Raw genomic sequence first — 18,346 nt, 5'->3', positions numbered from 1 at the left:
CTCGATAAAATTCCTCGCGCCAGAGCGCCCGACGCCTCAAACGGTGCGGGAAAACCGGCCTTTTTGCTCCCCTCCCAGATAGGCATCAAATGCCATCGCGGCACTGCGCATCATCAAATGCCCTTGCGGCAACAGCACCAACTCGTCGCTGTGAATCTGCAACAGTCCGTCACGCACCTGCTCGTCCAGTTGCGCCAGCGAATCGGCAAAATACTCGGTGAAGCAAATGCCATGACCCGCTTCGAACTTGGCGAAATCGATCCTGCCGTGGCACATCAGGTCGCTGATCACTTCGCGGCGCAGCAAGTCATCGGCGCTCAAGCGGTAACCTCGATGCACCGGCAACAAGCCTTGATCGATACGGGCGTAGTACTGCGAAAGCTCTTTGACGCTCTGGCTGTAGCTGTCGCCGACCTTGCCGATCGAAGACACCCCAAGGCCGATCAAGTCGCAGTCGGCATGGGTCGAGTAGCCCTGAAAATTGCGTTGCAGGGTGCCATGGGTGCGGGCCAGCGCCAGTTCGTCGTCCGGCAAGGCGAAATGGTCCATGCCGATATAGACATAACCGGCCTCGGTCAGGCGGCGGATGGTCAGCTCGAGCAACTCCAGCTTGCGCTCCGGTGGCGGCATGTCCGCCGGACGAATCATCCGTTGCGCGCGCACCAGCTCCGGCAAATGTGCGTAGCTGTAAGCGGCAATCCGGTCCGGGCGCAGGGCGATGATCTTGCTGAGGGTGATGTCGAAACTGTTCACGGTTTGCAGTGGCAGGCCGTAAATCAGATCGACGCTGATCGACTTGAATTGCGCCTCACGCGCCGCCGCAACCAGCGCGTAAATCTGTTCTTCACTTTGCTGGCGATTGACCGCCGCCTGCACGTCGGGATCGAAGTCCTGCACGCCGAAGCTCAGGCGATTGAACCCCAGTTGGCGCAGCGACTGGATCTGCTCGGTGCTGATGGTGCGTGGATCGACCTCGATGGAAAACTCATGCTCATCGCTGTCGTCCATGTCGAACGCCTGGTGCAGGCAGTCCATCAGATCCGCCAGCTGTTCACGGGTCAAATACGTCGGCGTGCCCCCGCCCAGGTGCAGTTGCGTGAGCTTGCGCGTGCTGTCGAACAAGGCCGCCTGCATGGCGATTTCACGTTTGAGGTACGTCAGGTATTCGACGGCCCGATGGGTTTTCTGGGTAATGATTTTGTTGCAGGCGCAGTAATAGCAAAGGCTCTTGCAGAACGGAATATGGATATACACCGACAACGGCTTGGGCACCGCCGCCAGGTTGCTGTCGGAGGCGGCACGCTGATAGTCGTCGACGGCAAACGCCTGATGAAACTGCGGCGCCGTAGGGTAAGAGGTATAACGCGGCCCGGGACGGTCATACTTTTCGACCAGGGCTCGATCGAAATCGAATGCAGGTTTCATGATCAATCAACTCGCAGGTGGGTTAATGCCTTGCATTGCCCGAATCTTTTTCAAACAGGTTGCAAATGGCATCCACTTCCGGCCGGCCGGCGGGAAGAATGCTGATGAAACGGTCCGACAATTCAATCAACCCCTCACGACTCAATTGCTCCAGCAATGGCCAGACAGATGAAAAATACTGATGGAAAATCAGCCCATAGCGCCGCTCGATGGCGCGGATATCCAGCTCTTGATCACACGCCAGACGCTCCATGACCATGTGCCGTATCTGATCCCCCGCCTCGAAACGCCAGCCACGAGACGTCGGCAATTGGCCCCGGTCCAGTTGCTGCTGATAGCGCTCGATTGCGTCGGTGTTTTGCGTGTACAAATCGTCGATCTGACTGATAGCCCCCAAACCGAAGCCGATATGGTCGCAATAGCCGTGACGGGTAAAACCGTCACACGTGCGACGTAACCGGCCGCGCTCCTGAGCGATCGCCAGATCATCGTCGGGCCGCACAAACTGCCCCATACCGATGTAGTGATAGCCCACAGCGATCAACTGTTCGAAGGCGATCTGGCGCATCGCGCCTTTATCGTCCTGGCTGCACAGTCCCTGACCTTGTGGCCGAGCCTTGGCCGATAGCGGCGTGGTGGTCGGGCATAGTCGAACACCATCAACCTGTCCGGCTCCAGCTCAATGATCGCCGCCAGCTTCAGCGCGAAGCTTTCTGGCGTTTGCCAGGCATGGCCAAAACCCAGATCGACATTGATCGATCGATAACCAAAGGTGCGGGCGGCATCGATCAGTGAATGAATGGGGGCCGGATTCTGATAGCAGGCCACCGACATGTCACAGTCGGTGTCGATATCCGGTACGCCAATGCTGACATGATTGAATCCCTGGTTGCGCAGCGCGCCCATGGTCGTCCAATCGGTATGGTGAAGGTCGACGTCAACGCTGTAGTCGCCGCACTCATGTTCGAGAAAGTTGAACCGGCCACGCAGATGACTCATCAGCCGCTCGAGATCAGCGCTGGTGGGTGTTCCGCCGCCCAGATGAAATTGTTCGACCCGCTGCTGCGAACTCAGGTGGCAACCGACGAGGTCGATCTCGTGTTCCAGGCGCTGGAGGTACTGTTCGATGTCGCCATGCTCGCAGGAGGCATCGCGCGGGGAACAAAAGGATGGCTTGAGCCGGGAAGGCAACTGCACGTTCAGGGCGATCGGGCGTCGTTTCTGGCGGCTGACGCGCAAGGCACGGAGCAAATCCAGGGAGCCTATGCCGTCATGAAACTTTTGCGTGTCGGCATGGCAGTTGGGGTCGAGTACGCCCTGATCGCACCGAGCGATCAGCTCGCCGGGGGTGTGAGAAAAATCGAGCATGACAGGTCTCCGAGACTGGCTGCGGATCAACAGTGTCCGGGATTGGCGATCCATGCTCCTTGACTTGTATCAAGCGCAAGCCACGTGCTTGCAGGACAGACCTTGGGGCAAGGCCGCTCACCACGTCAGGTAGAACATCCCCTTGGCCAGCAGCACGATGACGACCATATGGCAGAACACACTGCCATGGATGAAATGCAGGTAGCGAGCGTTCATTCGGCCGCTTTTGAACAAAAACATGGCGACCAGGAAATGCAGCAGCACGCTCACGGCAACCATGATTTTCAGCAGCAACAAGGTGCTGAACGATGAGGCCATTGGCGTTGCAAGAACGGGTAAATAGCGCAGCCAGACCATGCCCAGCCCCGCGCCGAACAGTACCAGCAGCACCCACGGCATCAGCGTGCGGGCGCGGCGGCCAATACCCTGCTCGACCAGCAGCATTACTTTGGCGGGCAACTGTTTGCGGATGCTTTCCAGGAACAGGACTTCGAAGAACACCGTGCCGATAAAGATCAGGGCGGCAAACAGATGAAAGGTCAAAAACAGCGGATAGAGCATGAATGTTCGCCCTCGGTTCAGCTGTCGGTTTCTGCGCAGAATACAGAGCAGGTCGACTCAGGCGATTGACATCAATCAAGAAACCCGCGATGCGGCCTGGCCGCGGGTTGCGAACACAAGCGGCGACCCTGTTTTTTTGAAGGCGTTGCTGGTTAGACAGCCTCAACGATCACCTTGAAACTATTGTCTAAGCTTAAGCTTCAGCATGAGGGCCCAGCCATGTGCGGACGACTTTCGCAGTATCGGGGTATTCACGAGTTCGTGGCGGCGCTGAGCATGCCCAACGCCCTGGTCAATAATGCTGGCGATCAGCCGCTCGAGCTCTACAACGCCGCGCCGTCGACTCCGCTCGCCCTCCTCCACGAAGAAAGCGGCATGCTGCACGCCGACAGGGTTCGTTGGGGCTGGCGACCGCACTGGGCCAGGGATCACGCGACACCGATCAACGCCAGGGTCGAGAAAGTTGCCCACGACCCGTTCTTTAAGGAGATATGGCCGCACCGGGCAATTATTGCCATCGACAACTGGTTTGAATGGGTTTACGAGGGCGGTCCGAAGAAACAGCCTTACCTGATCCGCCGCAAGGATCGTGCGCCGATCCTGTGCGCCGCGATTGGTCAGTATCCAAGGTACGAAAAGCAGCCGGACGAGCATGACGGCTTCGTGATCATTACCGCGGACAGTGAAGGCGGCATGGTGGATGTTCACGATCGGCGGCCAGTGACGCTCAGTCCCGAATTGGCACGGGAATGGATTGATCCATACACACCCAAGGAGCGCGCCCAACAGATACTCCTGCAGCAACGCGAACCTTGCGACGTCTTCGAATGGTTCAAAGTGGACATGGCCGTGGGTAATGTGAGGAACCAGGGCTCAGAACTGATAGAGCCTATCGACGGCCCGAGCACATGACTTGCCCCTGGATTGCGAATCCCCAATGAGGCTGCGCCACCATGACGAGCGGGGACAAAACAATCGGAACCCGCACTTCCCCTCCCAGTCGAAAAATTTGGCAGCCCTTAATCACCGAAGCATCACTTTAAAGGAGTCTTTTCATGAAGATTTCGGAAGTCATGACGAAAGATGTTTTAACAGCCAAGCCAAGCCAGACGATCCAGGAGGCCGCGAACATGATGGCCAGGATCGATAGCGGCGCCATTATGGTTGAGGAGCAAGAGCGTCTGATTGGCATGATCACGGACCGGGATATAGCTATTAGGGCCGTAGCCGAAGGACTCCCCGGCAAAACCCCTATCAGCAAAGTAATGACTGGCGGCATCCGTTACTGCTTTGAGGATGAAGACATAGAGAATGTGGCTAAAAACATGGCGGACGTGCAACTGCGTCGCCTGCCCGTGCTCAACCGGGACAAGCGTCTGGTTGGCGTCGTATCGCTGGGAAACATTGCCAGCACTCGATCTCAATCCGCCGCTGTTACTGTTTTGCGCGGAGTGGCGCAGGCCCATTGACCGGTGGGACAACGGGTCGTCTAAACGCTCATCAGGATTAAAGTGGCCATGGATCCGGCATTCGCTCGCCTGGCTTGGGCTGGAATCCTTGCATCCGGTTTCAGCGGTCAGGCGAGTCATTCTCCCGGCATCCGCTAAGGCATCAAGCAAGCGCCTTTCGCTGGATCCGGCGCACGCTCTGTGACAAGTCAGTCCGGCTCGATGAGCAGGTCTTTGTCTTCCGCGCCTAGCGCCGGCTCTTGGTCTTCCAGGTCGTCAGTTTCACGCTTCTTTTTCAGTCGGGCTCGAGCGCGCTCGGTGTCATAGATTTTTCCGTCGGCCAAGCCGTTCAGGGTTGTTGAAATCCGATAGTAACCACCGCACGGCTCGCAATGAATGCGTAAGCCGGCCCCGTACGAAGAATCTTCCAGCGCATAAGTATTTCCACAAAGCGGACAGTTCATAGCCACCTCCTGATCACTCAGCCATAGCCGCTTCAGCCCGCCATCAACGCTGACAACCTGGATAGGGAGAGTGACAAATAGCGGGGACGCTCTTCTGAAACTTGTTCCTCATCGACCTATCGTCCGATAGATCGAGCAAATGCCTGCGCTGACGGTGTTACAGCCAGGACCTAATCCGAAGTCAGCGGCTCCCTGGAGCGAATCGGCGCGATGATCGACCTCTCCTCGGTGTCGCGATGCAATAAGGCAACGTGATAGTCATAGGTGGATATCAACGGCACCGGCTCATCGATGCGTGACATCTCAAGCCATCGTCTTGTGCGTTCGATGTCAAAGAACTCGTTCTTTAATTTCATTTTCGCCACAAGGTTCGCAGAGACCTTGTAGCGTCCACATCCGGCCGGGCATTTGATTTCTGACCAGTCTCCAGCCGCGTGAACAGCATTAGAGGTAGCCTGACAGATTAGGCACTTCATGTTCGATCTCCGTATCCATGAACTACCAACTGTAGACGATCCGCGACCAAGGAGCGTTCACTTCGCAGAAAGATAAAGCATCAAAAAGCGAAGAGCCCAGCGCAATGGCTGGGCTCAAGTTATCTTCTGTTTTCCAGCATCTTATCGGCGAGTGCTTTGGCCCTTTGGATTAACAGATTCTGCCTGTCTTCGTGGGTGGCTTCTCCTACCACCGGTGCCGTCAGATGGCTTTCGGCAATCAACGCGGCACAGAAGTATTGATCCCAAACAGCGCCTTGCTCCGACTCCTGTCTATTCATTTGGTCGGCGATCATATGCGGCTCCTTTTGCTGAGGTAGCTTTTTAAGTTTACTCCCGAATCGTGGACTACCCGCGTCGCGAAGGATGACCGGCACCTCATTGCCATCCGCCCACTGGCGACAAGTCGTTTCCTCAACTAGGATTTTTAGCGCACAGGACTTCGCCCACTGTGTTGTCGGGCGATTCATCAAAGGAGAGATAGATGACATCTACTCGAATTTCCGAGCAAACCTATCGTGGATGGTCCAACCCCATCTTGCTCGAACTCAAGGAGAGAGAACATCAGCTAAGCCCTTCGGCACGCCAGGCTCTGCAAAATGTCCTGGTGGAAAGAAGGCTTCTTGACACTGGCAACCCATCCGGCAGCGATCGCCGCAAGGCTGATCCAGCCGGGTAACGACAGGCATCAATAACGTTTGTCCATCATGCTCATCATCGATGCTGCTGGCTCTCTGCCGGCAGCACGCTCATAAGCCATTCCAAATTCCAGACAAAAAAAAGCCCAGGCAGCTGATGGACGCCTGGGCTTTAAAAATGCATAAACCGTGGTGGTGAACGCGGGGCGATATTACCCAATTGCGCGACTTGTAACAAGAAATTCTGACTCACTATCCAGTTACTAAATCTTCTAACCCATTAAATATCCACACTATTTTCAAGTCATCTGCTGACTGTTCCGCTCCCGACACCATCGCTTGTAGCAGAAAAAGCTCCCCGTGCATCGCGCACCAGCTCACGCCATTCGGCGTTGTTTATGAGCCCGGCCCCTTCCATTTCATCCGCCGCCTTCAGCAGTTTGTCGTAGTGTTCTTCACAATCCATCCCGGCCTCCGGTTCTCTCAAGAGCCGGTACCAGGCATCGAGGGCTGCCTTTTTTCGATCATCATTCATAGCCAAACTCCCTAGGGCTGTCAGCTCTTGGAAGTTGATTCAGGAATGACCGTTCCTCAGTTCCGACATACGGCAGCTGCGGGCGTTACAAACAATCCCGGACAGCCTGGCGCAGCGCCCCTGACTTGGCCCACGGAGGCCCTTGGTAAAGCGATACCCGGCTGCCATCCTTCGATTTCACGATAACCAGAATTTCGTCAGCTGTAATGACGCTGGGTGCGGTGATCCGGTAGCCATTGGAAATCGGCGATTGCGTCGATCCCGGAATGTCCTGACGCCATAACGGTAATACACACGCGGCATATTCCTTGGGCGCCTTATCGCTGTATTTGCTGATATTGGGCTCGCCGGGCACCACGGATGCGGGTAATGAACAGCCCGCCAACACAGCCACCGCTATTCCCGCTATCAACATGCGCATAACGCTTCCTTATCCTGAAAAACGGGAAATGTAGCCTGCAATTGCGCAGACATCCAGCGGACACCCGACGCTCTCTATACAGGGGCTTCGCCCTGCCCCGGCTCGGCCCCCGGGCCGGAATCGGGATACGACCTCGCATTCAGGTACGTCATCCATCGCTCATACGCTTCATGCTGCCATTTCGTGACCCGCTCCCATTCCGGGCCGCTCAACTGATGGGTCGAGATCAGTTTCATCATTTCCGTGGTTGCCGTATCCAGGTCAACGATCAGCTCATGCGCATGGTGTCTGAAATCATCGGTAATCGTCATTTGAGATGGCCTCCCTAGCGAATGAATCATTACCTCAATACGACAGCAGAGCTGTTCATTCGCGTTAATGTTCCCGACCAATGGAAGCACCTTCCCTCTCTACCCCTTCACGCAGACCACCTGTCGCAAGGTGTGCACTACTTCCACCAGATCACGCTGGGCGTACATGACTTTATCGATGTCCTTGTAAGCCATCGGAATCTCATCGATGACCGCCGCATCCTTGCGGCACTCCACATGAGCGGTCGCGCGGATCTGGTCTGCGACAGTGAAGGTGTTTTTGGCTTTGGTGCGGCTCATGGTCCGACCGGCACCGTGGCTGCAGGAACAGAACGATTGCTCGTTGCCGAGCCCTCGAACGATAAAGCTTTTGGCGCCCATGGAGCCGGGAATGATCCCCAGTTCGCCCTTCTTCGCCGACACCGCGCCCTTGCGGGTGACCAGCACGTCTTCGCCGAAGTGCCGCTCTTTCTGCACGTAATTGTGGTGACAGTTCACTGCCTCCAGCGCGACCTCGAAGGGTTTGCGGATCACTTGCCGCGCTGCCTGAATCACCGCCTGCATCATCAAGGCCCGGTTCTGCCGGGCGAAGTCCTGAGCCCAGCCCACCGCTTCGACGTAGTCAGCGAAGTGCCGGCTGCCTTCCTTGAAATAGGCCAGATCGCGGTCCGGCAGATTGGCGATGTGCTGGCGCATGTCCGCTTGGGCCAATTGAATGAACAGAGTCCCGATGGCATTGCCAACGCCGCGAGAACCGCTGTGCAACATGAACCAGACGCGGTTGGCCTCGTCCAGGCAGACCTCGATGAAGTGATTACCGGTACCGAGAGTGCCCAGGTGCTGACGGTTGTTGGTGCTGGCGAGTTTCGGGTATTTGTCGGTGATCGCCTTGAACCGTGAGCTAAGCGCCGCCCAGGCTTGATCGGCCTGGTGTGGAACGTGGTTCCAGGCGCCTTCATCGCGGCGGCCACGGCTCAACGTGCGGCCATGGGGCACGGCCTTTTCGATGGCGCTGCGCAGGCCGTGCAGGTTGTCTGGCAAGTCGGCGGCGGTCAGTGACGTGCGCGCGGCAATCATGCCGCAGCCGATGTCCACCCCCACGGCCGCCGGAATGATCGCGCCCACGGTGGGGATCACGCTGCCGATGGTGGACCCTTTGCCCAGATGCACATCCGGCATCACCGCCAGGTGCTTGAAGATGAACGGCATCTTCGCGATATTGATCAATTGCTGCCGGGCTTCGCTTTCAACCGGCACTCCCTCGGCCCAGAGTTTGATCGGCTTGCCGTTGGCGACTTCCAGCAATTGGTAGACAGGTTTTTGCATGATTTCGACTCTCTTGCGATCAGACGAACATAACGCTCCAGACAGGTAAATAGGACTACTATTTCGTAGCGGGGAATTGCAGGAGGTCATCATGTGGCTTAACGAATATGAACAGCAACTTCGGCGCGACCTGCAAGGTGTAGCCTCGGACCTGAGGTGGTCGGCGGTAGAGCTTTTGCGCATCGCAGAGCAGTTGCGCCAGGCCGGCAATGATGTGGACGCAGAGGCAACACTAAGGTTGTGCGCGTTGTTCCAGGGCGATGAAGAGCGACTGGCGGGCTATGCTGAAGAAGTGAAAGCAAAATCCATCACTCGAACGAAAGTTCACTAGAGAGCGCTGCCATGAACAAGCCTCTATGCGCGCTGATCGCCGTGCTGGCGGCGTCAGGTGGCTGCAACACGGAATCACATATTTATCGAGACCAACCGCTGGTCGCCAAGGTCGAGACTGGCATGAGCAAGGAACAAGTCCAGCAGATTGGCGGCCAGCCTTTATCAATAACAAAGCGCACGGTGGAACCTGGTACCTGCTTTGACTACAAGCTGATCCAGGCCGGCCATCAGCAGCCGTACAACGTCAGTTTCGACAAGCTGGGCAAGGTCGACCACAAAAGCTTCATGACCTGTGCGCAATGGAGTCGTGCCCAACAAAAAGCCAGAGAATATTCCCCTTCCACAGGCGGGATGGGTGGCGGCGGGTATTGACCCCCTGTAGCAGCTGCCGAGCCTGCGAGGCTGCGTTCGGCTGCGAAGCAGTCGTAAACCTGCATACAAGGTCATACTGAAACACCGCGCCGCCTGAAATAACGACCGCTTCGCGGCCGAACGCAGCCTCGCAGGCTCGGCAGCTGCTACCACGCCCCGGCGTACCGGGGCTTCAGCGCGCTATTTGTCTGATTTGTGGCTACGCGACGCTTTACTCGACCGGGCTCTGTAGGCGGGAAGCGAAGCTGCATAAGCCAGCGCCTCCTCTCTGCTGCCAAAGGCTCCCAACCGGTCACCTTTGGTGCACACCCGCCAGGGGCCGTTGTTCACGCTGAGTACGTCGTAGCCGTTCATGTGCATTTTGGTCAGCATCGGAACGCTCATAGTCACCTCCATTTCGGCAGTGATAGTCCTGGATCGACTCAATTACCTTACACCCGACCTTCACTGAAGTGCCAGCCAGACGTCGCGTCAGGATTCCGGCATTTCATTGCACTTTCAGCCGCCCTGTCGACTCCAACCCTTGAAGAAGACACTTCTTCGGATTTCGGTCTGAATATTGCATTTTTATGACTGTTTTGTGACAGACAGCAGTCGAGTAACCCATGAAAGTACGTGCAACCGTCATTTGCGAGCAGTATCGGCATATTCTCCTGGTGCGCAAACCCAAGTGTCGCTGGACCTTGCCAGGCGGAAAAGTCGAGCCTGGCGAAACCGCTGCGGGCGCGGCCATGCGAGAGCTCTACGAGGAAACAGGGCTTGAGGTCGATGACATGCTGTACTTGATGGAATGGGAAACGACCAGCACCCGGCACCATGTATATGAGGCGTCGGTCGTAAACCTGGCAGAGGCTCGGCCACAGAATGAAATCTTCGACTGCATCTGGTATCCGCTGGAGGCCGTCCACAACCTGAAAATAAGCGACGCCGCGCTCAGAATCGTCAAAGCGTTTCAGCGTCGCTTGTAGGTCGCAGGTATTCAGGCTTTAGCCGACGCCATCTGCAAGCTTTTCAGCCCAGATCGCCGCCACCGACCGGCATGACCATGCCGGTGATGTAGGAGGCTTCGTCGCTGGCCAGAAACAGGATAGCGCTCGCCTGCTCATCCAGCGTGCCATAGCGCTTCATCAAACTGCTGTCGAGGGTCTGGTCGACAATCTGCTGGTACCAAAACTTTTCCTGAGCGCTCTGTTGCGCGGTGTTGCGTGGGATCAGTCGCGGTGGCGCCTCGGTGCCACCGGGGGCGGTCGCGTTGACCCGCACGCCACGACCGGCCGTTTCGAAGGCCAGGCATGCGGTCAGCGCATTGACCCCGCCCTTCGCCGCACCGTATGGCACGCGATTGACACTACGGGTGGCAATGGACGAAACGTTAACGATAGCGCCGCTGCCTTGTTCGAGCATGAACGGCAGTGCGGCATGGCAACACCACAGCGTCGGGAACAACGAACGGCGGACTTCGGCTTCGATCTGCTGCTCTTCATAGTGCTCGAAAGGCTTGGTCCAGATCGTGCCGCCGACGTTATTGACCAGCACATCGAGGCGATCAAAACGTTCGACAGCGGTGCGCATCACGCGGCTGCATTCGCTGTACTGCTCAAGGTCGGCGGTCAGGGCAAGTACCTGGCTGCTCTGCCCCAATTCCTTCTGGAGTTCGAACACCAGATCGGAGCGGTCGACCAGAATCAACCGCGCACCTTCGGCGGCCATGCGTTCAGCCACGCGCCGGCCGATGCCCTGGGCGGCACCGGTAATCAGCGCGACTTTTTCGTGGAATCTGTTCATGTGTACCTCGTGACGAAGGATGCCGGCCAGTTAGTTCTGTGGGAGCGAACCAGGTAAGTTAAAACGCAGAACCTGTGGGAGCGTGGCTTGCCCGCGATGAACGATGACGCGTAATGCCTGTAAAACCGCGGTGCATTCTTCGCGGGCAAGCCACGCTCCCACAGGATTTTCATCGCGCCCCCCAGCACGGCTCAGGCCGCGCTGGCGGCAAATTTCTCGTAGTAAAAGTTCGCAGGCGCAATGCCTTGATCGCGGATGAACTGGCTGACCGCTTCGACCATCGGCGGCGGGCCGCACAGGTAGACGTCGACGTCACCTTCGTTCAAATGCCGTGGCTCGATGTGTTGGGTCACGTAGCCCTTGAGCGGATGCCGGCTGTCGGGATTGGCCACGCAGGCACTGAAGCTGAAGTTCGCAATTCGCGCGGCGAAGGCCTCCAGCCGATCGAGTTCCACCAGGTCGAAATCGTTGGTCACGCCGTAGATCAAATGCAGTGGATGCTCACTGCCCTGCTCAGCGATTTTTTCCAGCATCGCGGTGAACGGCGCCAGACCGGTGCCCCCCGCCAGCAGCAACAATGGACGGCGGATGTCGCGTAGATAGAAGCTGCCCAACGGTCCGGCCAGGCTCATGCTGTCACCGGCCTTGGCCATGCCGGTCAGGAAGCTGCTCATCAAGCCGCCAGGCACGTTGCGAATCAGAAAGCTGACTTCGCCGTCGCGCTGCAACGAGCTGAACGAGTAAGCGCGGGTCTGCTCACTGCCGGGCACCCCGAGGTTCACATACTGCCCCGGCAGGAACGCCAGCTTGCTCAAGGACTCGCCCTTGATCGACAGCGCGATGGTGCTGTCGGACAGCTGACGCACGGCGCTGATGGTTGCGTCGTAACTGGCCTGACGGGTGCGGCAGACATCCGATGAAACCGGCACCCGCACCACGCAATCGCTCTGCGCGCGCATCTGGCAGGTCAGGACAAAACCCTGCTGCGCTTCGTCAGCGCTGAGGGCGTCTTCGATGTAGTCCTCGCCCAAATCGTAGCGGCCAGCCTCGGCGAAGCACTTGCAGGTGCCGCAGGCGCCGTCGCGACAGTCCAGTGGAATATTGATGCCCTGGCGATACGCGGCATCGGCCACGGTTTCGCCGGCGTTGGCGTCGATGAATCGGGTGACGCCGTCTTCGAAATTGAATGCAATGGAATGAGTCATGACGGCCGCCTCAGAGGTGGTAGACATCGATGACCTGACGAACGTAGTCGTTCTTCAGGATCACTTTCTTGGCCTTGATCAACGGGTTCTCACCGCGCACATCGAGGGTGTAGAAGCTGCTGCCGAAATAGCTGTCGACGGTCTTGTAACGAAAGCTCAGGGTGTGCCAGTTGAAGCGCACCTTGCACAGCCCGTCGGCCTGTTCGAGCAGCTCGATGTTGCTGAGGTTGTGCGAGGTGCGGGTGTCCGGCACGCTGGCGCTGGAACGCTCGGTCTTGATGCGGAAGATGCGGTCTTCCAGGCCGGTGCGGTTGCCGTACCAGATCAGCGAGATTTCCCGCTGCGGGTCTTCAGTCAGCTCGTCATTGTCGTCCCAGGACGGCATCCAGAACGTGGCGTCCGGCGCGTACAACTCCAGCCAGTCGTCCCATTGTTTGTCGTCAAGGTAGCGTGCTTCGCGGTAGAGAAAATCGCGCACCGCGTCATAGGTAATGGTCATTGCACGGCCTCCACTGCAATCAGTTCGGACTGCTCCGCGGCCAACGCCTTGAGCATCGTTTGCTGCCAATACTTGTGTTGCAACACGAACAGGCCTTCGTCTTCGGTACGCACGCCGCTGAGCAGCGGATGCAGGTCGATTTCCTTGGCCGCGTCATCAGCGCCTTCGACCCAATGTTCGGCACCACGGGACATGTCGTTCCAGGCGGTGACGCTGCCCTGGTAACCCGTCTGACAGGAGCGAAACTCTTCCAGATCGTCCGGGGTCGCCATGCCGCTGACGTTGAAGAAATCCTCGTACTGACGAATCCGGCTCGAACGGGCGTGGTCGCTTTCGCCTTTGGGGGCGATGCAGTAAATGGTGATTTCGGTGCGGTTGACCGAGATCGGCCGGGCAATGCGGATCTGCGAGCTGAACTGGTCCATCAAGTACACGTTCGGGTACAGGCACAGGTTGCGCGAGTTCTCGATCATCCAGTCGGCGCGAGCCTTGCCGAAATCCCGGGCCAACTCGTCGCGACGTTCGTACAGCGGACGGTCCTGGGGGTTGGCCCAACGGGTCCAGAGCAGCATGTGGCCCTTGTCGAAGGAATAGAAACCGCCGCCCTGCTTGGCCCAGCTGCCAGCGCTCATGGTCGGGTTGCAATCACCGGCCTCGCGCTGTTTGCGCTGGTTCTGGGTGGCCGCGTAGTTCCAGTGCACCGAGCTGACGTGATAACCGTCGGCACCGTTTTCGGCGGTGAGTTTCCAGTTGCCTTCGTAGATGTAGCTGGAGGAACCGCGCAGCACTTCCAGGCCATCAGTGGACTGATCGACAATCATGTCGATGATCTTCGCCGACTCGCCCAGGTGCTCAACCAGCGGCACGACATCGGCCTTGAGGCTGCCGAACAGGAAGCCGCGATAGGATTCGAAACGCGCGACTTTGGTCAGGTCGTGGGAGCCTTCGCAATTGAAGCTCGCCGGGTAGCCGGCCGCCGCCGGGTCCTTGACCTTGAGCAGCTTGCCGGAGTTGTTGAAGGTCCAGCCGTGGAATGGGCAGGTGTACGTGCTCTTGTTGCCAGTCTTGTGCCGGCAGAGCATCGCTCCACGGTGGCTGCACGCATTGATAAAGGCGTTCAGTTCACCGTCCTTGTTGCGCGCGATGAAGATCGACTGACGCCCCATGGTGGTGGTGTAGAAATCGTTGTTGTTGGGGATCTGGCTTTCGTGGGCGAGGTACAGCCAGTTGCCTTCAAAGATGTGTTCCATCTCGAGGTCGAACAGCCGCGGATCGGTGAACATCTCGCGCTTGCAGCGATAGATGCCCTGCTCTGGGTCTTCTTCAAGCAGGGAGTGAAGGTATTCGGGTCGCAGGGACATGGCCGCCGCCTCCATTGTTTTTATTCAGGCAGGGCCATGCTAGGGCGAGGGGATGGGGCGGACTATCCGCGGGGTGCAGACCTGTATCCGTTTACTGCAATCCGTTAGTGCTGATGCCCGATCGTTCCCATGCTCTGCGTGGGAATGCAGCGCGGGACGCTCTGCGTCCCAAAAGCGGACGCGGAGCGTCCGTTGAGGCATTCCCACGCGGGAGCGTGGGAACGATCAAACAGCAGTGGGTGGCGTTTGCGAGGTCAATGACGGCGTTTGAGGGTATCCGATGGCAATTCGCCGAACTGTTTGCGGTAGCTGTCGGAGAACCGGCCCAGGTGCAGAAAGCCGTAATCCATGGCCACTTCCGTGACGTTGCGCACGTTGCAGGTCGGGTCGCTCAGGTTGGCGTGAATACGTTCGAGCTTTTTCTGCCGGATGTAGTTTTTCGGCGTGTCCCCCGCGTTGCGTTCGAACAACCCATACAGCGACCGCAGGCTCATCCGCGCCTGGCGCGCCAGTTCTTCGCTGTCGATGTCCTGCTTGAGGTTGCACGCGATGTAATCGACCAGCGCCTCGAACGTGGCCGAGGGTGAGCCGGGATCGGTGCGCATGACGTTGGTCTTCATCAGACCAAGCATTTTGCTGACCACGATTTGCGCATAGTGCTCCTGCACCCGGGGAATCTGCTCGGTAGCTTCCGCCTCTTGGCAAATCATCGCCAGCAGACCGACGAAACCTTCCAGTTCATTGAGTTGATAACGGTTCTCCAGGAACCGCACGCCCTGCCCCGGGTACCGCCAGCGCTGCTCTTCGCACACCGACTCCAGCAGCCGCGAGGGGACTTTCAGGATGAATTTTTCGCAATCACTGGAATAGGTCAGATCCACTGGATCGTCAGGGTTGATCAGCAGCAACTCGCCGGGAGCGAAGTAATGTTCCTGACCATGGCCACGCCACAGGCAGTTACCGCGCAGCAACACTTGCAAGTGATAGATGCTGTCCAGCGCATGGGACATAACCCGCACGCTGGCGCCGTAACTGATGCGGCACAGGTCGAGGCTGGCGAATTTGCGATGATCGAGGCTGGCCAGCGGCCGACCGGCGCGAGGCATCTGGAGGCAATGATTGCCAACATGCTGATTGACGTAGCCCGATACCGCGTAAGGGTCGGCATGGTCGAAGACTCTGCTGCGATGACTCAACAATTGCGCTTGCATCATCGGTTCACTCTCATTGTTGTTATCGGTGGCGCCGACATTCTAGGGTACTGGCTGTGATGCAGAAGGCCACGAGATAAACGGTCGGTTATCTCGTGGCCCGGATCAGCTCGCAGTGGCGTCAGTCCTCGAGTGCACGAACCCGTTCGTGGCGTTGCTGCTCCTCAGGCTGGGCAGACGACTGCAGCGTGAAGTCAAAATCGATTTCGGCAAAACGCCCGCTCACACCATGGGCCGCCGCACGCTGCGGATCATCGCTGAAGGTGATCTTGGCGATCAGTTCGTCACGGGTGGCGTAGGCGAAATCGTCATGCAGGTATTGATCGCCGTCGAGGTTGATCTGGGTGGTCAGGTGACGATGATCCGGCGCGGAGATGAAGAAGTGAATGTGCGCCGGTCGCTGACCATGACGGCCCAGTTGATCGAGCAATTGCTGGGTCGGACCGTCCGGCGGGCAACCGTATCCCGACGGCACGATGCTGCGAAAACGGTACCGGCCCTCGGCATCGGTGACGATACGACGACGCAGGTTGAATTCCGATTGAGTGGTATCGAAGTACGAATAAGTGCCGCCGGTGTTGGCGTGCCAGACATCCACCACCGCGCCAGCCAACGGTTCACCGGCGGTGTTGCGCACCTGGCCCTGCATGAACAGCACCACACCCGGATCGACGCCATCGTCCAGCCGCGCTTCACCTTCCGACAGTGGCGCACCCGCCACATACAGCGGCCCTTCGATGGTCCGTGGTGTGCCGCCGGCCTTGCCGGCCTGCTCGTCTTCGGCATCCATCAGCAGATCGAGGTAATGCTCCAGACCGAGCCCGGCCACCACCAACCCGGCCTCTTGACGCGCACCTAGCACGTTGAGGTAGTTGACGGCTTTCCAGAACTCTTCCGGGGTCACGGCCAGGTCTTCGATAATGTTCACCGAATCGCGCAGGATCCGGTAAATCAGCGCCTTGACCCGCGGATCGCCGGCTTCGTTATGCAGACCGCTGGCGTCTTCGAGAAACTTCTGGGCACTGGCAGTGTGGGAAATCTTGACGTTCATGGTGGTTCCTCATCTTGTAATTATTAGCGTAGCGAACTGAACAGGCTGGGTTCAGCGGTCATCCTCGCGAATGGAAGAAGGATGCCGGCACATCGCGGTGACTTCGATCGCCATGTACGGGTACAGCGGCAATTGCATCAGCAGGTCATGCAGTTCCTGAACGCTGTCGACATCGAACACGCTGTAATTGGCATAGAGCCCGGCGATGCGCCATAGATGACGCCACTTGCCTTGCTCTTGCAGGCGCTGGGCCAGGGCTTTTTCGTCGGCCTTGAGTTGAGCGGCGCGCTCCGGATTCATGTCGACCGGTAAATTCACAGTCATTTTTACGTGAAACAGCATGATGCCCTCCTCAGGCTTGATGAACGGCAGTGGATGTGGTCCTGGAGACTTTGTCCCGCCGGAAAAACGCCAGGCGCTCTTCATCCAGGCTCAGGCCCAGCCCCGGTGTTTGCGGGACGTGCAGTTGGAAATCGCGGTAGACCAATGGCTCGCTGAGAATGTCTTCGGTGAGCAGCAGCGGGCCGAACAACTCGGTGTCCCAGCCCAGTGTGTTCAGCGTGACAAAGGCATGGGCCGAGGCCAATGTGCCGATACCGCCTTCGAGCATGGTGCCGCCGTACAGGCCAATACCGGCCGCCTCGGCAATCGCGGCGGTTCGCAACACGGCACGTGGGCCGCCGTTCTTGGCAATTTTCAGGGCGAATACCGAAGCCGCGCCCTCCCGCGCCAGGTTGAAGGCATCTTCCACGCATTCGATGGATTCATCGGCCATGATCGGCGCCGGGCTCACGGTATTCAGGCGCACCATGCCGGCGCGGTTATTGCGCGAGATCGGTTGTTCGATCAGGTCGATGCCGTTGCTTCCGAGGATCCGGCAGGCCCGCAGGGCAACCGCTTCGTCCCAGGCCTGATTGACATCAACCCGCACGCTGGCGCGATCGCCCAGCGCCTTTTTGATCGCAATGACGTGGGCCAGGTCGCGGTTGACCTCGCCTGCGCCGATTTTCAGCTTGAAGATCCGATGGCGGCGCAGGTCGAGCATTTGTTCCGCTTCGGCAATGTCCTTGGCGGTGTCGCCGCTGGCCAGGGTCCACGCCACCGGCAGCGCATCACGAACGCGACCGCCCAGCAGCTCGCTGACCGGCAGGCCGAGGCGCTTGCCTTGGGCGTCGAGCAAGGCGCTTTCGATACCTGACTTGGCGAAGGTGTTGCCACGAATGCTGCGCTCCAGGCGCAACATTGCGGCATTCACATTGCCGCTGTCCTGGCCGATCAGCAATGGCGTGAAGTGTTTGTCGATGTTGGTCTTGATGCTGTCCGGGCTTTCGTTGCCATAGGCCAGACCGCCAATGGTGGTCGATTCACCAATCCCTTCAATACCGTCGGCACAGCGCACACGGATGATCACCAAGGTCTGGTTTTGCATCGTGTGCATCGCCAGCTTGTGCGGGCGGATGGTCGGCAGATCGACGATGATCGTCTCGATCGATTCAATGGCAGTTGCACGCATGTCGATACCCGTCAGGTTCTTAAAG

General features: G+C 58.2%; 24 protein-coding genes and 1 pseudogene. 6 read left to right on the top strand and 19 right to left on the bottom strand.

All coding sequences use genetic code 11. The features are described from left to right. Window positions 1-36: 36 nt before the first annotated feature. The 3 genes and pseudogenes from hemN to AC1RQB_RS20775 all read right to left on the bottom strand — a co-directional run bounded on the left by hemN (window position 37) and on the right by AC1RQB_RS20775 (window position 3,354). The gene (gene hemN, locus AC1RQB_RS20785; protein ID WP_063340246.1) at window positions 37-1,425 is read right to left on the bottom strand and encodes an oxygen-independent coproporphyrinogen III oxidase; all 1,389 of its coding nucleotides are present in this window, start codon (window positions 1,423-1,425) and stop codon (window positions 37-39) included. Between the two features lie 22 nt (window positions 1,426-1,447). Next, window positions 1,448-2,793, bottom strand: a pseudogene (locus tag AC1RQB_RS20780) (oxygen-independent coproporphyrinogen III oxidase). 117 nt (window positions 2,794-2,910) lie between these two features. Then, a complete protein-coding gene (locus tag AC1RQB_RS20775) occupies window positions 2,911-3,354 on the bottom strand; it encodes a CopD family copper resistance protein (protein WP_008075008.1) in 444 nt (147 codons plus the stop codon). 219 nt (window positions 3,355-3,573) lie between these two features. Here AC1RQB_RS20775 and AC1RQB_RS20770 point away from each other — a divergent pair, with 219 nt between their 5' ends. Together AC1RQB_RS20770 and AC1RQB_RS20765 are read left to right on the top strand one after the other, a co-directional pair. Continuing rightward, window positions 3,574-4,266: an SOS response-associated peptidase family protein gene (locus tag AC1RQB_RS20770; RefSeq protein WP_008075006.1), complete on the top strand. Its 693-nt coding sequence runs from the start codon at window positions 3,574-3,576 to the stop codon at window positions 4,264-4,266. Between the two features lie 143 nt (window positions 4,267-4,409). Next, the gene (locus tag AC1RQB_RS20765; RefSeq protein WP_063340247.1) at window positions 4,410-4,823 is read left to right on the top strand and encodes a CBS domain-containing protein; all 414 of its coding nucleotides are present in this window, start codon (window positions 4,410-4,412) and stop codon (window positions 4,821-4,823) included. 188 nt (window positions 4,824-5,011) lie between these two features. Here the strand turns inward: AC1RQB_RS20765 and AC1RQB_RS20760 are convergent, their stop codons facing one another. The 3 genes from AC1RQB_RS20760 to AC1RQB_RS20750 form a co-directional block, all read right to left on the bottom strand. Continuing rightward, entirely contained in the window at window positions 5,012-5,266 is a 255-nt protein-coding gene (locus tag AC1RQB_RS20760; protein WP_063340248.1) for a hypothetical protein, read from the bottom strand. Between the two features lie 170 nt (window positions 5,267-5,436). Next, window positions 5,437-5,568 (bottom strand): hypothetical protein, encoded by a 132-nt coding sequence (locus tag AC1RQB_RS20755; RefSeq protein WP_493095050.1) that lies wholly within the window; start codon window positions 5,566-5,568, stop codon window positions 5,437-5,439. 293 nt (window positions 5,569-5,861) lie between these two features. Then, on the bottom strand, window positions 5,862-6,056 hold the full coding sequence (locus tag AC1RQB_RS20750; protein WP_063340250.1) for a hypothetical protein: 195 nt from the start codon (window positions 6,054-6,056) through the stop codon (window positions 5,862-5,864). A gap of 188 nt (window positions 6,057-6,244) precedes the next feature. On the opposite strand from AC1RQB_RS20750, the gene AC1RQB_RS20745 reads away from it, so the two are divergent. Further along, complete coding sequence (locus tag AC1RQB_RS20745) at window positions 6,245-6,439, top strand: hypothetical protein (protein ID WP_008074997.1); 195 nt, start codon at window positions 6,245-6,247, stop codon at window positions 6,437-6,439. 263 nt (window positions 6,440-6,702) lie between these two features. Here AC1RQB_RS20745 and AC1RQB_RS20740 read toward each other — a convergent pair whose 3' ends face one another. The 4 genes from AC1RQB_RS20740 to AC1RQB_RS20725 all read right to left on the bottom strand — a co-directional run bounded on the left by AC1RQB_RS20740 (window position 6,703) and on the right by AC1RQB_RS20725 (window position 8,991). Then, complete coding sequence (locus tag AC1RQB_RS20740; protein WP_008074996.1) at window positions 6,703-6,933, bottom strand: hypothetical protein; 231 nt, start codon at window positions 6,931-6,933, stop codon at window positions 6,703-6,705. Between the two features lie 85 nt (window positions 6,934-7,018). After that, window positions 7,019-7,354: a hypothetical protein gene (locus tag AC1RQB_RS20735; protein ID WP_008074995.1), complete on the bottom strand. Its 336-nt coding sequence runs from the start codon at window positions 7,352-7,354 to the stop codon at window positions 7,019-7,021. A gap of 74 nt (window positions 7,355-7,428) precedes the next feature. Then, on the bottom strand, window positions 7,429-7,665 hold the full coding sequence (locus AC1RQB_RS20730; protein ID WP_063340251.1) for a hypothetical protein: 237 nt from the start codon (window positions 7,663-7,665) through the stop codon (window positions 7,429-7,431). Between the two features lie 99 nt (window positions 7,666-7,764). Further along, a complete protein-coding gene (locus tag AC1RQB_RS20725; protein WP_063340252.1) occupies window positions 7,765-8,991 on the bottom strand; it encodes an RtcB family protein in 1,227 nt (408 codons plus the stop codon). 91 nt (window positions 8,992-9,082) lie between these two features. Here AC1RQB_RS20725 and AC1RQB_RS20720 point away from each other — a divergent pair, with 91 nt between their 5' ends. Continuing rightward, the gene (locus AC1RQB_RS20720) at window positions 9,083-9,322 is read left to right on the top strand and encodes a hypothetical protein (RefSeq protein WP_007895573.1); all 240 of its coding nucleotides are present in this window, start codon (window positions 9,083-9,085) and stop codon (window positions 9,320-9,322) included. 11 nt (window positions 9,323-9,333) lie between these two features. Next, window positions 9,334-9,696, top strand: a complete 363-nt coding sequence (osmE, locus tag AC1RQB_RS20715) for an osmotically-inducible lipoprotein OsmE (RefSeq protein ID WP_008074992.1) — start codon at window positions 9,334-9,336, stop codon at window positions 9,694-9,696. 180 nt (window positions 9,697-9,876) lie between these two features. Here the strand turns inward: osmE and AC1RQB_RS20710 are convergent, their stop codons facing one another. Next, window positions 9,877-10,080 (bottom strand): SPOR domain-containing protein, encoded by a 204-nt coding sequence (locus AC1RQB_RS20710; RefSeq protein ID WP_008072154.1) that lies wholly within the window; start codon window positions 10,078-10,080, stop codon window positions 9,877-9,879. Between the two features lie 221 nt (window positions 10,081-10,301). On the opposite strand from AC1RQB_RS20710, the gene AC1RQB_RS20705 reads away from it, so the two are divergent. After that, window positions 10,302-10,664, top strand: coding sequence for an NUDIX hydrolase (locus AC1RQB_RS20705; RefSeq protein ID WP_063340253.1), 363 nt, complete (start codon window positions 10,302-10,304; stop codon window positions 10,662-10,664). Window positions 10,665-10,707: 43 nt separating this feature from the next. Here the strand turns inward: AC1RQB_RS20705 and AC1RQB_RS20700 are convergent, their stop codons facing one another. From AC1RQB_RS20700 to AC1RQB_RS20665, 8 genes are all read right to left on the bottom strand, one after another. Further along, on the bottom strand, window positions 10,708-11,481 hold the full coding sequence (locus AC1RQB_RS20700; RefSeq protein ID WP_063340254.1) for a 1,6-dihydroxycyclohexa-2,4-diene-1-carboxylate dehydrogenase: 774 nt from the start codon (window positions 11,479-11,481) through the stop codon (window positions 10,708-10,710). A gap of 191 nt (window positions 11,482-11,672) precedes the next feature. Beyond that, window positions 11,673-12,686 (bottom strand): benzoate 1,2-dioxygenase electron transfer component BenC, encoded by a 1,014-nt coding sequence (benC, locus tag AC1RQB_RS20695; protein ID WP_063340255.1) that lies wholly within the window; start codon window positions 12,684-12,686, stop codon window positions 11,673-11,675. Between the two features lie 10 nt (window positions 12,687-12,696). After that, window positions 12,697-13,185, bottom strand: coding sequence for a benzoate 1,2-dioxygenase small subunit (gene benB, locus AC1RQB_RS20690; RefSeq protein ID WP_007895555.1), 489 nt, complete (start codon window positions 13,183-13,185; stop codon window positions 12,697-12,699). Beyond that, window positions 13,182-14,546, bottom strand: coding sequence for a benzoate 1,2-dioxygenase large subunit (gene benA / locus AC1RQB_RS20685; protein WP_063340256.1), 1,365 nt, complete (start codon window positions 14,544-14,546; stop codon window positions 13,182-13,184). The genes benB and benA overlap by 4 nt, the downstream gene beginning before the upstream one ends. Before the next feature lie 254 nt (window positions 14,547-14,800). Then, window positions 14,801-15,760 (bottom strand): AraC family transcriptional regulator, encoded by a 960-nt coding sequence (locus AC1RQB_RS20680; RefSeq protein ID WP_063340257.1) that lies wholly within the window; start codon window positions 15,758-15,760, stop codon window positions 14,801-14,803. Window positions 15,761-15,878: 118 nt separating this feature from the next. Further along, window positions 15,879-16,808, bottom strand: a complete 930-nt coding sequence (gene catA, locus AC1RQB_RS20675; RefSeq protein ID WP_007895548.1) for a catechol 1,2-dioxygenase — start codon at window positions 16,806-16,808, stop codon at window positions 15,879-15,881. Between the two features lie 51 nt (window positions 16,809-16,859). Beyond that, complete coding sequence (gene catC / locus AC1RQB_RS20670) at window positions 16,860-17,150, bottom strand: muconolactone Delta-isomerase (protein ID WP_007895545.1); 291 nt, start codon at window positions 17,148-17,150, stop codon at window positions 16,860-16,862. 10 nt (window positions 17,151-17,160) lie between these two features. Continuing rightward, complete coding sequence (locus AC1RQB_RS20665; protein ID WP_198537171.1) at window positions 17,161-18,321, bottom strand: muconate cycloisomerase family protein; 1,161 nt, start codon at window positions 18,319-18,321, stop codon at window positions 17,161-17,163. Window positions 18,322-18,346: the final 25 nt, after the last annotated feature.

The organism is Pseudomonas sp. GW822-FHT02E03, assembly GCF_058802325.1.
Note: the sequence above shows the minus strand (reverse complement) of the source record. Positions and strands in the feature narration are given on the sequence as shown.

What these genes read in the sequence shown, in the direction of transcription:
- hemN (WP_063340246.1), bottom strand. Translation starts at nt 1,425, where the DNA reads ATGAAACCTGCATTCGATTTCGATCGAGCCCTGGTCGAAAAGTATGAC.
- AC1RQB_RS20775 (WP_008075008.1), bottom strand. Translation starts at nt 3,354, where the DNA reads ATGCTCTATCCGCTGTTTTTGACCTTTCATCTGTTTGCCGCCCTGATC.
- AC1RQB_RS20770 (WP_008075006.1), top strand. Translation starts at nt 3,574, where the DNA reads ATGTGCGGACGACTTTCGCAGTATCGGGGTATTCACGAGTTCGTGGCG.
- AC1RQB_RS20765 (WP_063340247.1), top strand. Translation starts at nt 4,410, where the DNA reads ATGAAGATTTCGGAAGTCATGACGAAAGATGTTTTAACAGCCAAGCCA.
- AC1RQB_RS20760 (WP_063340248.1), bottom strand. Translation starts at nt 5,266, where the DNA reads ATGAACTGTCCGCTTTGTGGAAATACTTATGCGCTGGAAGATTCTTCG.
- AC1RQB_RS20755 (WP_493095050.1), bottom strand. Translation starts at nt 5,568, where the DNA reads ATGTCACGCATCGATGAGCCGGTGCCGTTGATATCCACCTATGACTAT.
- AC1RQB_RS20750 (WP_063340250.1), bottom strand. Translation starts at nt 6,056, where the DNA reads ATGATCGCCGACCAAATGAATAGACAGGAGTCGGAGCAAGGCGCTGTT.
- AC1RQB_RS20745 (WP_008074997.1), top strand. Translation starts at nt 6,245, where the DNA reads ATGACATCTACTCGAATTTCCGAGCAAACCTATCGTGGATGGTCCAAC.
- AC1RQB_RS20740 (WP_008074996.1), bottom strand. Translation starts at nt 6,933, where the DNA reads ATGAATGATGATCGAAAAAAGGCAGCCCTCGATGCCTGGTACCGGCTC.
- AC1RQB_RS20735 (WP_008074995.1), bottom strand. Translation starts at nt 7,354, where the DNA reads ATGCGCATGTTGATAGCGGGAATAGCGGTGGCTGTGTTGGCGGGCTGT.
- AC1RQB_RS20730 (WP_063340251.1), bottom strand. Translation starts at nt 7,665, where the DNA reads ATGACGATTACCGATGATTTCAGACACCATGCGCATGAGCTGATCGTT.
- AC1RQB_RS20725 (WP_063340252.1), bottom strand. Translation starts at nt 8,991, where the DNA reads ATGCAAAAACCTGTCTACCAATTGCTGGAAGTCGCCAACGGCAAGCCG.
- AC1RQB_RS20720 (WP_007895573.1), top strand. Translation starts at nt 9,083, where the DNA reads ATGTGGCTTAACGAATATGAACAGCAACTTCGGCGCGACCTGCAAGGT.
- osmE (WP_008074992.1), top strand. Translation starts at nt 9,334, where the DNA reads ATGAACAAGCCTCTATGCGCGCTGATCGCCGTGCTGGCGGCGTCAGGT.
- AC1RQB_RS20710 (WP_008072154.1), bottom strand. Translation starts at nt 10,080, where the DNA reads ATGAGCGTTCCGATGCTGACCAAAATGCACATGAACGGCTACGACGTA.
- AC1RQB_RS20705 (WP_063340253.1), top strand. Translation starts at nt 10,302, where the DNA reads ATGAAAGTACGTGCAACCGTCATTTGCGAGCAGTATCGGCATATTCTC.
- AC1RQB_RS20700 (WP_063340254.1), bottom strand. Translation starts at nt 11,481, where the DNA reads ATGAACAGATTCCACGAAAAAGTCGCGCTGATTACCGGTGCCGCCCAG.
- benC (WP_063340255.1), bottom strand. Translation starts at nt 12,686, where the DNA reads ATGACTCATTCCATTGCATTCAATTTCGAAGACGGCGTCACCCGATTC.
- benB (WP_007895555.1), bottom strand. Translation starts at nt 13,185, where the DNA reads ATGACCATTACCTATGACGCGGTGCGCGATTTTCTCTACCGCGAAGCA.
- benA (WP_063340256.1), bottom strand. Translation starts at nt 14,546, where the DNA reads ATGTCCCTGCGACCCGAATACCTTCACTCCCTGCTTGAAGAAGACCCA.
- AC1RQB_RS20680 (WP_063340257.1), bottom strand. Translation starts at nt 15,760, where the DNA reads ATGATGCAAGCGCAATTGTTGAGTCATCGCAGCAGAGTCTTCGACCAT.
- catA (WP_007895548.1), bottom strand. Translation starts at nt 16,808, where the DNA reads ATGAACGTCAAGATTTCCCACACTGCCAGTGCCCAGAAGTTTCTCGAA.
- catC (WP_007895545.1), bottom strand. Translation starts at nt 17,150, where the DNA reads ATGCTGTTTCACGTAAAAATGACTGTGAATTTACCGGTCGACATGAAT.
- AC1RQB_RS20665 (WP_198537171.1), bottom strand. Translation starts at nt 18,321, where the DNA reads ATGCGTGCAACTGCCATTGAATCGATCGAGACGATCATCGTCGATCTG.